Genomic DNA, 13,709 nt, shown 5'->3' with positions numbered 1-13,709 from the left:
AGAGTATTAACTAATCACCAAAAGGAAAAGGTGGTATAAAGGCGTTACGGTGTAAGCCTTCTTCTGTCCCTGGGGAACAGTATGACCTCACGGATGTTACCGAGGTCGAGCATCTGCTTTATCAGGCGCTCAGCCCCGAGCCCGAACCCACCGTGGGGCGGCATTCCATAGCGGAAGGCTTTGAGGTAGAACTCAAAGCTCTCCGGGTTGAGGCCTTTCTCCTTTATCTGTTCTACGAGGACGTCGTAGCGGTGCTCCCTCTGACCGCCGGAGGTTATCTCAACACCCCTGTACTCGAGGTCGAAGGCCCTGCAGACTTCCGGCTTATCGTCGTATCTCATTATGTAGAAGGGCTTCGCCTCACTGGGGTAGCGGTAGAGGAAGTACAGCGGTGTCTCCTCGTTTTCCATCATGTACTTTCCAAGGAGTCTTTCACCCTCGGTGTCTATGTCCTCGCCCCACTCTATAGTTTTGCCGAGGTCGGCGAGTATCTCAAGGGCCCTGTCATAGGTAACGCGCGGGAACGGCAGTTTCGGCTCCTCGAGCTCGAAGTTGAGAACCTCAAGCTCCCTGGCGTTGTGCTCGCGGACGTAGTTGATGGTGTGGGCGACGAGCCTCTCGAGGAGCTCCATTACCTCCTCCTCGTTCTCTATGAAGGCCATCTCACTGTCGATGCTCCACGCCTCGTTGAGGTGTCTGGTCGTGTTGTGCTCCTCAGCGCGGAATATGGGGGCGATTTCGTAAACCCTGTCGAGGCCGCTCGCCATCATTATCTGCTTGTAGAGCTGGGGGCTCTGGGCGAGGAAAGCATCTTTCTCGAAGTACTTCATGGGGAAGAGCTCGGTTCCACCTTCGGTGGCGGTGGCGATGATCTTGGGGGTGTGAACCTCGACGAAACCGTTCTCATGGTAGAAGTCCCTGACGGCCTTGAAAACGCTGGACCTGATTTTGAAAATCGCCATTACCTCGGGGTTTCTGAGGTCCATGAAGCGGTTGTCCAGCCTGGTGTCCAGCTCGGCTTTCACCTTTCCGGTCGGGTCGAGCGGCAAAGGTGATTCCGCCCTGCTCAGTATTTCAAGCTTCTCCGGGAGGATTTCGAAGCCAAGCTTGGCCTTGGGCGTGAAGTTCACAGTTCCCTCAACCGCAACAACGTCCTCCGCGTTGAGCTTCGGGATAAGCTTGAACAGCTCAGGGTCAACCTTCTTCTTGGGGGCGGTTACCTGAACTATGCCTTCCCTGTCCCTTATCCAGAGGAACTTTATGCCTCCGAGGTCCTTGACCTCCCAGACCCAGCCGGCCACCCTGATGCGCTGGCCGTTGAGCTCCTCCGTAATCTGGCTCGAGTAGTGCGTCCGGTACATCCTATTTACCTCCAGTTCGTAAACCTGTAGGGAAGAAAAGGAAGTTCAAATAAAGTTTATCTTTACCTCGGCCCCGGTTATCTGGGAGAGGATGCTCTCCAGGACGTCGGCCTTTTCGGGGAGCTTCTTCCTGTCCCTCCCCATGACGAGGACCTTGTAGTAGGTTCCCCCGCCGGGCTTGTAAACGATGTTGACTCCGAAGACGCCCGCGGGGTAGAGTAGGTCTGTGGCAAGCTTCTTGACGTCGTCGGTTCCCGTGACCTCGACGGCCTCTATGACGCGTATCCTCTTTCCAAGCTCCCTCATGAGGGCCTTGATGTTCTTGCCGCCCTTGCCTATGGTTATCGGAACGTCTCCCTCGCCAACCACGATGACTATTATGTCGCCGGCCTCAACGGCCCTCTTAAACTCCATGTCAGCGTCCCCGATGAGCCTGTAAAGGAGTCTCGCAACCTTAACATCAAGCTCCGAGATGACCCCGTCCTGGAGCTTTTTCTCGTCAGCCGGGCACAGAATGTCGTCGGTCTTCAAACACACCTCACAGATTGGCGCCTTCATATCCTCACCTCCTCACCTAAGAATGACCTTAAACGGGCTAACCCTTAATTCTGGAAGTCCTTTAAAAACCTTATTATGGAAGAAAAAGCCGAAAGGAGGTTCAGATTTCGCCCTCTATCTCGCGCCTTATGCGCTCGATGAATTCCTCGGTGAAGCGATGCCTCTCCTCGGCCATTCTCCTCGCGGTTTCGGTGTACATCAAATCCTTCAGCTTCAGTATCTTTTCCTCGAAGTGCTCCAGGGAATCCTCTATGCTCCTTCCGTGCTCGCCGGAGTACATGAAGACCCTTGCAATCCCTATGGCACCGATGGCGTCGAGCTTGTCGGCGTCGCTGAGTATCTTGGCTTCAAGAGTTTCTGGCTCCGGACCGCGGGAGAAGCGGTGGGCCTCAATGGCGTGGGCAACCGCCTCCACCCTATCCTCGGGGTACCCGAGGCTTCTGAGGTAGTGCCTTGCTATCCTGGATCCCTCTACGGCGTGGTCTTCAACCCTTCCCTCGCTCTCAAGTGGCCTTGCCACGTCGTGGAGGAGGGCCGCAAGGGCCAGGATCTCCAGGTCCGCACCCTCCTCCCTCCCGATGTGGAGGCAGAGGTTGAGCACCCGCTCCACGTGGCTGAAGCCGTGGGTTCCCTCCCGTTCAAAGAAGTGCCTGGCGTAATCGCGGGTCCGTTCTATGAGTCTGATTGAATCCCCATCGCCGATGAACTCCTCAAGCCTCATCACATCACCTTAGGGCCTCCTTTACAACGGCGTTTAAAAGCTCAACGATTTTCTCGTGGACGTCGAGGCTTATCCCATCAACCGTCGGCGTCCGGGTTTTGGAGACCCCGTCTATCAGGCCGAGCTTTGAGATTACCCTAACTATCGTCTTCTCATCCCATCCCGGGAGGAGCTCCCGCCCAAACTCTATTGACGCCTGGGCCACGAGCCCGTAGGCCCCCCAGTTTGAGACGGCAGATAGGATCAGCTCATCAGTTTCAACAGTGCTCGCTATCCTCTCCCCGTGTGGCATGTATTTAGAGACGAGATCCCGTATGTTCCCCATGCCCGCCTCGTTGCCTCCATCGCCTATACCAATCGTCGGAACTCCGATGTCTCTTGCCCTGAGAACCGCCCAGTCAAAAGCTTCTCTCGTGATCTCCATGGCGCTCATTGAGTAGTACCTTCCATCCGCGGCCCCGCCGGGTGTCTCGACCGCTATCACGAGGGAGTAGTCTTCTATCTCCGGTTCGTCTGTGAACCTGATGCCGAAGGGTTCCAGGGCGGTCTTTACCCCAGGATAAGTAAGCACCTCTGCGGTGCCTCCCAGGGTCTCAACTGCCTTCGCCAGGGCCAGTGTTCCCGGCGGCCCGTCGGTCTCGGCGCGCATGGTGGGGGGTATGGGAAAGCCCGTGACGATGAGAACGCGTTCATAATTATCCAAAAACAGTTTTGCAGAATTATGTAAAAAATTGGGGTTCTCCCTGCGGTAGTCGAGGTATACCCCCAGAACCCCCCGGTTCCCAACGTCCGTGTTTATTAGATGTGCGATCATGCCTCATTCCTCGAGTTCGTAGACAACTATCCTAACCTTTCTGCCCTTTATCGCTTCTTTAAGCTTCCACCAGAGTTCCGTCGGCTCCTCACTCCTGTGGGTCAGTTCGTGGCCGTTCTCCAGCTTCACCATGCTCTCCCTGTACCTGACAAAAACTCCCTCGGCGTTGAATACCTCCCTCATTCCAATCCCCCCAGCACTTTTCTCAGCTCGTGAAGCGTTCTAATCTCGTAGTCCGCCATGTTGTAATCCTCGTCGCCATCCCGGTTTATCCAGACCGCCACCATACCCACGTTCTTGGCCCCGTAAACGTCCTGGCTCAGGGAATCACCCACCATAACGGCTTCCCCGGGCTCGACGCCCAGCTTCTCCAGGGCATAGAGGAATATTTTGGGCTCGGGCTTTATTGCCTTGACGTCCTCCCGAGTAACGACAGCGTCGAAGTAGTCCAGCAGACCGGTGAGCCTCAGCTTGAGCCGCTGGTACTCGGGTCCGCTGGTAACGGCCCCAAGCTTATAACCGCTCTCCCGCAGCCACTCAAGCACGGGGATCGTATCAGGATAGACGTGGAGCTTGTGAGGGTACCTTTCCATGAGTTCCTCGTAGTGGAGGTCGAGGTCAAAGAGCCTGAAGAAGAAGTTCCAGTCGTGCCAGTCATAGGTGTCTCTCCTCTCGAATATCTCACTCAGGAACCGCTCCCTGGCTTCATCCTTGCTGATTCCAAACCGTCTCGAGAGCGTGTCATAAACCTGCGGGAGGAACAGTTGAATCAGCGGCATTTCGGTCAGCAGAGTTCCGTCGATGTCGAAAAGAACCGCCCTCATTTTACCACCTACCACTTTTTGACGAGCAGGGAGAGTATCTCGACCCTGCCGGTGAGGTTCTCGTCCGTTATCACGCCCCAGATCACATCCTTCTCGGAGAGTATCTCCTGGAAACTGTGCAGTATGCTGTGGGCCCCCTTGAGGGGGAAGTCGTTCCCAACAAGGATGCCTATCAGCCCGCGCTCCCAGATGCCCCAGTGCCAGGTGAAGTCCACCTCACGGAGGAGGCGCAGGATTCCTACGTTGCCGCCGCGGATCATGTTGAACAGGTCGGCGTAGTCGATGTTCACCAGCATCTGGCTCTCCAGATAGTAGTAGAGCCGCGAGAACATCTCCGCTATGCCCGCGGAGGCCCCCTGGAACGCATCCTGGAGGGAGACACTCTCGTCGGTAAAGAAATCCCAGAGGGAATCGTAAAAAACTGTCTCAAAATCGCGTGCCCAAGGGGGTTTTTTCTCATCCACAAGCTCTTTTCTGGGGGTGAGAACGTAAGCGAGCCTTATTGTGTCCCGGGGTGCGCTCTCTACTATAATCTCCCTCAGTTCGTGATTTACGTCCTTATCCTCAAACACCAGCCAAAGGAACGTGTCCTTTGGAAGCCGGGAAAAGAAGTTCCGGAGCCTCTCCTCGTACATCTCGGAGTTCGAGAGAAGATAGTAAGCGGGGTTAACGGTCACCTTAACTATCCCATCCGCGGTTATGCTGTTGACTATCCGCGCGCCCGTGCCGCCTATTCCAACGAAAAGATGGGTAAAGGACTGCATGACGACCCCTAAAAAGGGAATAGGAAAGGCCGTTCATATCCTTTTCGGTCAGCCCTCACTCAAGGGTCGCGTGCTTCTTCTTCATGTCCTTCTCAGTCTTCTGGAAGGTGGCCATGAGGAGAGCTATGACTCCGTCGAGGAATATCATAGTTGAATCCTCGAAGAGCGTTCCCATCGGGGCTATCCACTTGTATTTGGTGAGCATCTGGCGCGCTATGTAGTCCGTCGGGATGTCGGTCTTGGCCCTTCCGGGTATCTCAACGACCACATCGGCGAGCTTTCCGAGGGTCGAGTTGGCGTAGGAGGTTATCGCGACCACTTTGCCCCCCTGCTTCTTGGCTATCTCAGCCGCATCGACGATGCTGTTGGTCTCACCGGAACCGCTGATGGCTATGAGCAGGTCCCCCTGGCCGAAGGCTGGGGTTATGGTCTCGCCGACGACGTAAACGTTGAAATCGAGGTGCATGAGCCTCATCGCGAAGGCCTTACCGACGAGGCCGCTCCTTCCAGCGCCGTAGATGAATATCTTGTTCGCCCCGATCATGGCATCGACGAAGCCGCGAACCTGCTCCAGCTTGAGGCTCTCCGAGACGTTGTGGATGTGGTCGATTATATCATCCATAGCTTTCTGTATGGTCATCATGTACTCGCCCCAGAAGAGGTCGATTATCTTTCTCGTAACTTCATCCGGCTTCTCGGCCTTGGTTATCGCGCCTCCAACGATTATTATCGTAGCTCCCAGTTCAATGACCTTCGGTATGGTCTGGAGGTTCAGTCCGCCGGCGACGGCAACGGGAACGCTGACGGCCTTGACAACCTTCTCAAGGTCCTCCAGCGGGCTCTTGCCCTGGACCTGCTCGTCTATGCCCGTGTGGACGAGTATGTAGTGAACGCCCATCTTTTCGAGTTCCTTGGCGCGCTTGACCTTGTCCTTAACGCCTATGAGGTCAACCATGACCCTGATTCCATAGCGCCTTGCAACATCAACCGCGTCCTTTATTGTCTTGTCATCGGCGACGCCGAGGATAGAAACGACATCGGCACCGTGTCGAGCAGCCATTTCGACCTCCAGGGCGCCGGTGTCCATGGTCTTGAGGTCGGCGACGATCTTCCTGTCCGGAAAGCGCCTCTTGAGAAGCTCCACAGCGCGCATGCCTTCCTTCTTGATGAGAGGAGTTCCAACCTCGAGCCAGTGGGCACCGCCGCGGGCGGCCTTCTCTGCGATAGAAATAGCCTGCTCAATGTCAGTCAGATCAAGGGCAACCTGAAGTATCATCTCCTCGCCTCCGAAGAGTTTTCGATTTAACCTCAGAATGCTACTTTTTAAACTTTGGCGTCGCGAATTAACATTTAAATGTCCAAACACATCGCCAAGGTTTAAAAGCCCGAGCGCCAACACGGGTCGGTGGAATCAAATGGTGACGTTTATCCCCTTCGGCGAAAAGCCCAACCGCGACGGTGTTCTCTACGTTCTTCAGCTCCTCAAAAGGAACAAACTCATCGAGGATTACATGATAGTCGAATCGAGCAGGGTCGAGCTTTTGGCCGAGAGGATTCCCCAGGACAGCGCGTACATAATAGGGGAGCACCTTGCCACGTACGGAATAGTTGAAAAGCTCAGGCCCCAGTCACTCATCAGCGTCGATGCCCACACCGACCTTATGCACGACTACCTCGACCACGGCTCGTGGCTGGCCTATACCCTTGAGGAGCGCCTCGTAAACCGGGCCGTCGTCCTCGCCCCAGTTCTGATGATACCAACCACCGAGCGGACGCAGCTCTGGACGCGGCGCGTCAAGATATTTCCCGCCCTCCTGAGGAGCAGAAAAGTCCGCGGTAAGTGGAGAGCTTATAAGAACCTCCAGACAAACGACCTGCTCGAGATACTCGACGAGGCGAAGAAGTACCTCGGTGACGAGGTTTACCTCACCGTGGACATGGATGTCCTCAGACCGGAATACAAAATCGCCCGCTTCCAGCACGGCGAGCTGACCCTCGATGAGCTCACAGAGGTGCTTGAAGAGGTGAAAAGGAATTTCAGGATAGCGGCTTTTGACATAGCAGAGGTGTCGGATAGAATAAGGCGTTCGAGACTCGGGAAGAAGGCCTTCGTCGAGGTGTTCCAGCTCCTGACGGGGTGATTGAATGAGCGCCAGGGGGCCCACGGAGGAGGAGATACGGAATATAATAATGCCCCTCATGCTCTCAGGGGCCAAGATGCTCGACAGGCACTGTCCCCAGTGCGGTTCACCGCTCTTTGAGAAGGATGGCAAGGTATTCTGCCCGGTCTGCGAGCACAGGAAGAAGCAGCAGAAGGCCGAAATGAAGGGCGTTGAAGAAAGGCTGATAGAAAAGCTGAACGAGCTCGCCAACTCCCTCCCAGAGGACATAGACGAACTGGAGAAACATTTAAGGGCAATGGAGAAGATAATAGAACTGTTGGGAAGATACCGGAAACTGGAGGGAGGAGAATGAAAAATGTAAAGGTTCTGGAGGCCCTCGGCGACGGCCCCAAGACCATCGAGGAGATAGCAGGAAAAACCGGCATCTCCTCAATGGAGGTGCGCCGCTACCTGCTCCGCTTCGTTGAACAGGGCAAGGTCGAGAGCTACCAGAAGGATGGAAAGATCTACTGGAAGCTGAAGGAGAAGGACGAGCTTGAGGATGAGTTCAAGTACGTTTGAGCCCCTGATTTTTGCTCTTTAGATTGGAGCCCGAGTAATCGTTTTTTACTCCCTATTTTTTGACTCATAATGTTGCAATTTTGACAGGTAAAAATTCAAATAGTCTTTTATGCATCCAAGCAGTATCATGATGCGAGAGAAAGAACCCAAACAAGGTGAGAACCATATGTCCCGACTGGTAACCCCTCTCTTTATTGCCCTCCTTTTCCTCACCCTTCAGGTTTCTGCAACGTACTACGTAAAAGAGCCCAGTTCCCTTTACGAGGTAAAATACTCGGTTCTCTCGAACGGAACCAATGCCTTAATTCATCTGGAAGTCCTTTAGTGGGGGATCAGCTGTGGCATGACCGACTGCTGGCCTGAGGTCTTTTACGGCCACGAGTACCTCCTGTTCTTCGATGGCGGCAGGCTTTACCTGCTGAACTTTACTCCCGCAGTAGGAGTTCCCACGGAGGGGATAATCTACAGGAGAGCAACGTTCATCAACGGGAGCTGGTACGTGGAGATGGAGTACTACCTCCCAGATTATTCTCAGGTCGATATGGCTTACAGGTTTGACACTCGGAACTTCTGCGTTGAGCCGGTAAACGTCAGCAGTTGGTTCTGGCTCCATCGAGGAAAAATTAGCAACGAGATTAACGGCTGGAAGATTGAACTGCAATCCTGGGGTCCTGGCGAGTGGGGCCATGCTAATGTGAGCGACCTCTGGATAGCTTCCAGCAAAAGCGCGAGTAGCTGGTCTCCAGGTCCGGCCATCGTTGTGAATTCGAGCGTTTTCCCGGTTTATTTCATTATCAAAAAAGACGAATTGGTCAGAAACGTCACCCTCATTTACCTGAACACAACTGGAAACAACAGTCTGATACAGGGTTTCTGGTTTCCAGGCAATGTTAAAATCGCCAACGTAACAGTCTGCAAGAAAACAAGCGCAGACACCTCAACCGGCACGCCCGCTGAAGTCAACCTCACATCCCCCACAGCAGAGACGCAGTCAAACAAAGCGGGAACAGCAGCCAACACGGAGAACACCGAAACGAGCATCTGCGGACCTGGATTTATCCTCTTGGCCGCTGCAATACCTGTCCTGCTGAGAAGAGCAAAGCGGTGAAAATGGATAAGAGAAAGAAAAATCAGGCCTTCTTGGCCTGCTCCCAGTACTCGTTGAACTTGCCCTCGAAGAGGGCCTTGACGCGGAAGTCCTTGATCCATATCTGGGTCTCGTAGTTGAAGTAGCGGGCGGCCATGTCCTCAAGGGCGAAGAAGACCTCGTCGTCGCAGATGAGCATCGGAAGCTCGAGCTTGTCGATGACCTTGAGCTCGAGCTTGCCGGCCTTGTAGTAGTCCATTATCTTCGAAGTGCCGAGCCTGTGGAGGACGTTCTCGGTGACGATTATCTTGGCCTTGGCTCCGTTGTCGATAGCCTTTATGATGTCGCTCTCGAGGTTGATGGCGATGTAGCCGTCGTCAGCCAGGAGGATCTGCTCCTTGACCTCCTCGAACATCTCCTTGGTCTTGAGGGTGGCATTCCTGATTCCCCTGACGACCCAGACCTTCTCAACGCCGTACTTCGGAATCTCGGTCTCGATGAGCGGGCTCATGAGCTCGAGGAGCTCCTCCTTCGCCTTCTTCTTGAGTTCAAGCTCTTCAGCAACCCTCTCCTGCCACTCCTCGATGAACTTCTCGAGGATGTTCTGCGGGTGGACGGGCCTGTACTTGTTCACCTTGCCGGGCTGGCTGATGGCGAAGCCCTTCTTCTCAAGGCTCCTGAGGACGTCGTAGGTCCTCGGCGCCGGAACCTCGGAGACGCTGGCCAGCTCCGCCGGGGTGAGGACGCCAAAACCGACTAATGCCACGTACGCCCTGGCCTCGTAGAGGTTCAACTCAAAGTGCTCCTGAAGGAGCTCAACCATCCTGTCCTTAACCATTCTTACCACCACATTTTCTATTCTGTCTTTCGATTTCATCACATATAAGTTTTTTCCAAATGTTGTTAGTGTCTTCGGTTATGTCCCGAAGATTACCCCGGGATGACTTCCCGGGATATTACTGCCGTTGCGTATGCATGCAAACTCATTACTACATCGGGATTTTAAAATTTTTGGTTTTACTTGGGAGCAAAATCACCCTGAAACCGTTTGTCGCCATGGGGCGCCCAAAATTTCGGAAAACCTGACCCCCTGTACCGGTGCGGTCCAAAATTGATATCACCAAAAGTGTTAGGACACAGAGTATCAAAAAGTAGTAAACAACCAACTGAAAGAAACATTATTGGGGCTTCCCATTCCCCAGATATCCCTGCAGCTCCCTGTAAAGTGTGTTTAGAACCTCCTGATAATCGATGCTGCCCTCCTCGATGCGGTCCATCAGTTCCTCGAGCCCCCGCGTCTTGTCCTCATTGACGAGATCCCTATACTTACTAATGAGATAGTGATAAACCTTGATGCCCTGATCCGTCGGCACCAGCTTCTTCCTGCCGCGGGTCTCGATGGCGTAGTAGCGCTGGAGGAGCGTCTGAACGATCTTCGCGTAGGTTGAGGGTCTTCCTATCTTGCGCTCCTTCATCAGGGCTATTATGTCTCCCTGGGTGTAGAGCGACACCTTCGGTGCCTTCCACTTCTTGGCCTCCACGACCTTCAGCCTGGCCCCCTCCTCCAGCCTCGGGAGCTGCCGCATCGGCGGGCTCCTCAGCCGCGTCCAGCCCTCCTCAACGACCTCGACATAGCCCTCTACCTCGGTCTTTCCGATGCCCGCGTCGATGACGGCCCTTTCATGGATTATCCTTGCAGCCTTCATCTGGCTCGTCATGAACTTCTTGAATATCATGTCGTAGAGCCTGTAGTGGTTGCGGGTGAGGTTCTTCGGAAGCTGAAGGATTCCATCGCGGATCAACTGCATCAGCCTGCCCGTGTCTATCGGCCTCGTCGGCCTTATGGCCTCGTGGGTCCCCTCCTCACCCCAGGGCCTGGGCTTGAAGTACTCCTCACCGAGTTCCTGGGTGATGTACTCTTTAGCGATCTCTATTCCCGTGTTGCTGACATGAGTGCTGTCGGAACGGTGATAGGTGATCAGTCCGAGCTCGAAAAGATCCTGGGCTAAGCGCATCGTTTCAGGTGCCGACAGCTTGAGGAAAGTTGAAGCGTCCTTGAGCATGGCATCGGTCGTGTACGGCGGCGAGGGCTTCAGCTCCCTTTCCTCAAGCTCGACCTTCTCAACCGTTACGAACTCCGGAGGCTCAACGCTTTTGCCGTCCTTTCCGAGTTCTATCGTGACCCGGAGGTCGTTCTCGAGGGTCAGCCCCATGAAGTATGTCTCGCTCTCGGTGAACTCCTTGTAGCGCTCAATTACCCAGCCGAGAACCGGCGTCTGGACCCTTCCTGCTGAGAGGTTGCGGTTCTCAAAGACGCGCTGGAGTTCCTGGCTGAGTTCAAAACCAATCCACCTGTCCTCTATGCGCCTCACTATCTGGGCATTGACGCGGCCCTCGTTCACATCCCTCGCCTCTTCGATGGCCCTCATTATAGCCGGCCTCGTCACCTCGTGGAACTCTATGCGCTTGATGTTCGGGGTGTACGGACTCAGGACGTTCATGATGTCCCAGGCTATCTTCTCACCCTCCGTATCGGGGTCGGTTGCTATGAGTATCTCATCGACCTCCTGGGCTAGCTCGCGCATCGCCTTGACGTTCTGAAGGGCGTCGCGGACGTTGGTCGAGCCGCAGCGCGGACAAATTCCTTTCTCCTCCCAGTCAACGAACTGATGACCGCAGTCGCGGCAGCGCTTTATGGTGTCGTAGACGGGGATGAACTTCAGCATGCCGTCCTTCTCCTCAACCAGAACGCCGTGGTAGCCCTCGTTCGTCACTAGGTCGAACATGTGCCCGCCGCTGGCAAGGATGGTCAGCATCATGTTCCCTATGCTCACCTCGTAGGCAACGAGGTCACCTATCCTCGTCTTGCTCGGCTGGCCGAAGAAGTTGGCTATCGTGCGCGCCTTGTTGGGGCTCTCCACTATCATAAGGGCGGATTTGACGAGGTCCTTGACCTTGGCGCTTATCTTGCCCTCCATCACGAGGCGGACCTTCTCCCTGTCCTCGTCTATCTGCCTCAGAACATCATCGAGGTCCAGCTCTTCGAAGGGCACCATCTTGAACTCGGTGAAGCGCCAGCGCATCTGTCTTAACAAGCCGTTGAAGACCTTCTCGTTGTCAACTATAAGCACGCTCAGTCCCTTGGTGATTCCACCGGCGAAGAGTCTGCTCGTTCTTCCAGTGGCCTGGATGTACGTTCTAACGTCGGGAATCTCGATGTACCACTTGCCACCTTCCTCCTTCAGGCTGATGAATGGATCCTCCGCGAGCCTCCTGAGAACCTCCTCATCCCTGAGAACCCGCCTCAGGAACTCCACCAGCTCTCGGAAAACACCAAGGACGTGGTTGTGGAAGCCGTTCTCTATTGGAAGTCCCTCAGCGAGGGCTTCTTCGATCTTGAGCAGTTCAAACTGAGGGATGTTCCTGATGAGCCTCCTCAGCCTTGCGTGCATTCTTTCGGCCTGCTTTCTGTCCTCATCGCTCAGGAACTCCATTATCTCACTGAGCAGGCCGAGGGCACGGTAGATGGTCGGCCTCTCAAGGTCTATTGAAAACCGGAACTTGGGAACGCCGGTAAAGACCGCGTAGCGGATGAGGTGGGGCATGTCGAGGCCCCTAACCAAGGAACCGTAGTAGGTTGCCGAACCTATGAGGTAGTCGGCCTCGCCGTTCTCAAAGCGTTCGAGGGCCTTCCTGTTCTTAGAGCTGACGAGCTCTATCCTGAAGCCCCTTTCACGGAGATAGTTGGCGAGCTCCTCGGCGTAGCCCAGACCCTGATCGATAGGGGTGAATATTATACCGCCCTTTCCGAGCATCGTTAAAAGGTCCTCGACGTGCTCCCTGATGTCCTTGCTCGGCTTTAGGTAGGTATCAGCGACGTTCCTGAGGGCGCTTCTCCCGCTTCCAACCTCGAAACCCAAGAGCTCGCGGTAAAGTTTTATCCTGTCTCCCCTTGCCGAGCCCGTGGCCGAGGCGATTATCATGATTCCGATCGGGTTTTCGCGCTTGAACTTCTCTATATCGCGCTGGAGCTCCGCTATCTGAGCGTTCAGCTCCTTAAGCCTCTCCTCCCTGTCCCTGGCGCGTCCGTTCAGGTATTTGGACATCTGCTTTTTCAGGCGGATTATCTCCCAGGCCTTTCCGATTACCTCGTCGTTGAAACCGAGGAGGTAAAGGGAGCGGTCTATGTTCTTGCTGGCCTTGAGAAACGCATCAACGTCATCGACGAATATGAAATCGAAGTGCCTGCCCTTCAGAACCTCATCGAACTTCCTGGCCATCCACTGGGCACTGGTAACGAGTATCCCGTAGTCCTCGTTCTCAATCTTGGCCAGCATCTCCTCCTTCTCCTTCTTCCGGAGGTTGCCGTGGTAGTAGGCGAGGTTGACCTCAACGCCCGCATTCTCCGCTATCTTCCGAATCTTTCTGACGGTCTGAACCACCAGCGGGGTTGTCGGGACGACTATGTAGCTCTTCTTCCCCCTCGTGGCATGCCACACGGCCATGAACGCACCGAAGGTGCTCTTACCCATTCCGGTCGGGGCTATGATCGAGAAGCTCCTGCCCTTCAGGAGTCTCTTTACCCAGGTTCTTTGCGCGCTCCAGAAGGTAAAGCCGGTGGCCTTTTCAAAGAACTCCTCAACTTCACGCAGCCCGTTCTCAAGGGAGTATATTCTTTCCCATTCCTTCAACGTGCCTCTGAGCTTCAGGGCACTTCTAACCGCGGTGATGAGGTCAAAATAAGAATCGGCGGTGACGTTTTTATCGAGACACTCGCTGCACGGGTTCTTATTGATCAGCCTCTCATCGGAGATTCTACCGAGGCAGTTCGGGCACATCTCCCGATAGATCGCCTTCATTTTCTCACCCTCTAAGTTTCTATTTGGTGCATGGGGG

The 13,709-nt window shown here is 54.7% G+C and carries 14 protein-coding genes; 4 read left to right on the top strand and 10 right to left on the bottom strand.

The genetic code is table 11. From position 1 onward, the window contains the following. Window positions 1-44: 44 nt before the first annotated feature. From aspS to hxlAB, 8 genes are all read right to left on the bottom strand, one after another. The gene (aspS, locus tag TIRI35C_RS03535; RefSeq protein WP_188201751.1) at window positions 45-1,361 is read right to left on the bottom strand and encodes an aspartate--tRNA(Asn) ligase; all 1,317 of its coding nucleotides are present in this window, start codon (window positions 1,359-1,361) and stop codon (window positions 45-47) included. A gap of 45 nt (window positions 1,362-1,406) precedes the next feature. Continuing rightward, the gene (locus tag TIRI35C_RS03530; RefSeq protein ID WP_188201750.1) at window positions 1,407-1,919 is read right to left on the bottom strand and encodes a KH domain-containing protein; all 513 of its coding nucleotides are present in this window, start codon (window positions 1,917-1,919) and stop codon (window positions 1,407-1,409) included. Window positions 1,920-2,019: 100 nt separating this feature from the next. Continuing rightward, window positions 2,020-2,640 (bottom strand): HD domain-containing protein, encoded by a 621-nt coding sequence (locus tag TIRI35C_RS03525; protein WP_188201749.1) that lies wholly within the window; start codon window positions 2,638-2,640, stop codon window positions 2,020-2,022. A 4-nt stretch (window positions 2,641-2,644) separates the two neighbouring features. Further along, window positions 2,645-3,454 carry a glutamate cyclase domain-containing protein gene (locus TIRI35C_RS03520; protein ID WP_188201748.1) on the bottom strand — a complete coding sequence of 270 codons (810 nt, stop codon included), beginning with the start codon at window positions 3,452-3,454 and terminating at the stop codon, window positions 2,645-2,647. Between the two features lie 3 nt (window positions 3,455-3,457). Next, the gene (locus TIRI35C_RS03515; RefSeq protein ID WP_188201747.1) at window positions 3,458-3,637 is read right to left on the bottom strand and encodes a hypothetical protein; all 180 of its coding nucleotides are present in this window, start codon (window positions 3,635-3,637) and stop codon (window positions 3,458-3,460) included. Next, a complete protein-coding gene (locus TIRI35C_RS03510) occupies window positions 3,634-4,278 on the bottom strand; it encodes a TIGR02253 family HAD-type hydrolase (RefSeq protein WP_188201746.1) in 645 nt (214 codons plus the stop codon). The genes TIRI35C_RS03515 and TIRI35C_RS03510 overlap by 4 nt, the downstream gene beginning before the upstream one ends. 8 nt (window positions 4,279-4,286) lie before the next feature. Beyond that, window positions 4,287-5,042, bottom strand: coding sequence for an FtsZ/tubulin family protein (locus TIRI35C_RS03505; protein ID WP_188201745.1), 756 nt, complete (start codon window positions 5,040-5,042; stop codon window positions 4,287-4,289). Between the two features lie 55 nt (window positions 5,043-5,097). Beyond that, complete coding sequence (gene hxlAB / locus TIRI35C_RS03500) at window positions 5,098-6,318, bottom strand: bifunctional 3-hexulose-6-phosphate synthase/6-phospho-3-hexuloisomerase (RefSeq protein WP_188201744.1); 1,221 nt, start codon at window positions 6,316-6,318, stop codon at window positions 5,098-5,100. 139 nt (window positions 6,319-6,457) lie between these two features. On the opposite strand from hxlAB, the gene TIRI35C_RS03495 reads away from it, so the two are divergent. The 4 genes from TIRI35C_RS03495 (at window position 6,458) to TIRI35C_RS03480 (ending at window position 8,834) form a co-directional block, all read left to right on the top strand. Further along, complete coding sequence (locus tag TIRI35C_RS03495) at window positions 6,458-7,183, top strand: arginase family protein (RefSeq protein ID WP_188201743.1); 726 nt, start codon at window positions 6,458-6,460, stop codon at window positions 7,181-7,183. A 4-nt stretch (window positions 7,184-7,187) separates the two neighbouring features. After that, window positions 7,188-7,517 carry an Sjogren's syndrome/scleroderma autoantigen 1 family protein gene (locus tag TIRI35C_RS03490; RefSeq protein ID WP_188201742.1) on the top strand — a complete coding sequence of 110 codons (330 nt, stop codon included), beginning with the start codon at window positions 7,188-7,190 and terminating at the stop codon, window positions 7,515-7,517. Next, window positions 7,514-7,726 carry a winged helix-turn-helix domain-containing protein gene (locus TIRI35C_RS03485; protein ID WP_188201741.1) on the top strand — a complete coding sequence of 71 codons (213 nt, stop codon included), beginning with the start codon at window positions 7,514-7,516 and terminating at the stop codon, window positions 7,724-7,726. The genes TIRI35C_RS03490 and TIRI35C_RS03485 overlap by 4 nt, the downstream gene beginning before the upstream one ends. A gap of 343 nt (window positions 7,727-8,069) precedes the next feature. Further along, on the top strand, window positions 8,070-8,834 hold the full coding sequence (locus TIRI35C_RS03480) for a CGP-CTERM sorting domain-containing protein (protein ID WP_188201740.1): 765 nt from the start codon (window positions 8,070-8,072) through the stop codon (window positions 8,832-8,834). Window positions 8,835-8,856: 22 nt separating this feature from the next. Here TIRI35C_RS03480 and trmBL2 read toward each other — a convergent pair whose 3' ends face one another. Both trmBL2 and rgy read right to left on the bottom strand, forming a co-directional pair. Then, window positions 8,857-9,651: an HTH-type transcriptional regulator TrmBL2 gene (trmBL2, locus tag TIRI35C_RS03475; RefSeq protein WP_188202993.1), complete on the bottom strand. Its 795-nt coding sequence runs from the start codon at window positions 9,649-9,651 to the stop codon at window positions 8,857-8,859. A 340-nt stretch (window positions 9,652-9,991) separates the two neighbouring features. Continuing rightward, the gene (gene rgy / locus TIRI35C_RS03470; RefSeq protein WP_188201739.1) at window positions 9,992-13,672 is read right to left on the bottom strand and encodes a reverse gyrase; all 3,681 of its coding nucleotides are present in this window, start codon (window positions 13,670-13,672) and stop codon (window positions 9,992-9,994) included. Window positions 13,673-13,709: the final 37 nt, after the last annotated feature.

Origin of the sequence: Thermococcus camini (assembly GCF_904067545.1) — an archaeon.
Lineage (GTDB): Archaea > Methanobacteriota_B > Thermococci > Thermococcales > Thermococcaceae > Thermococcus > Thermococcus camini.
This window is presented reverse-complemented; position numbering and strand designations above follow the sequence as displayed.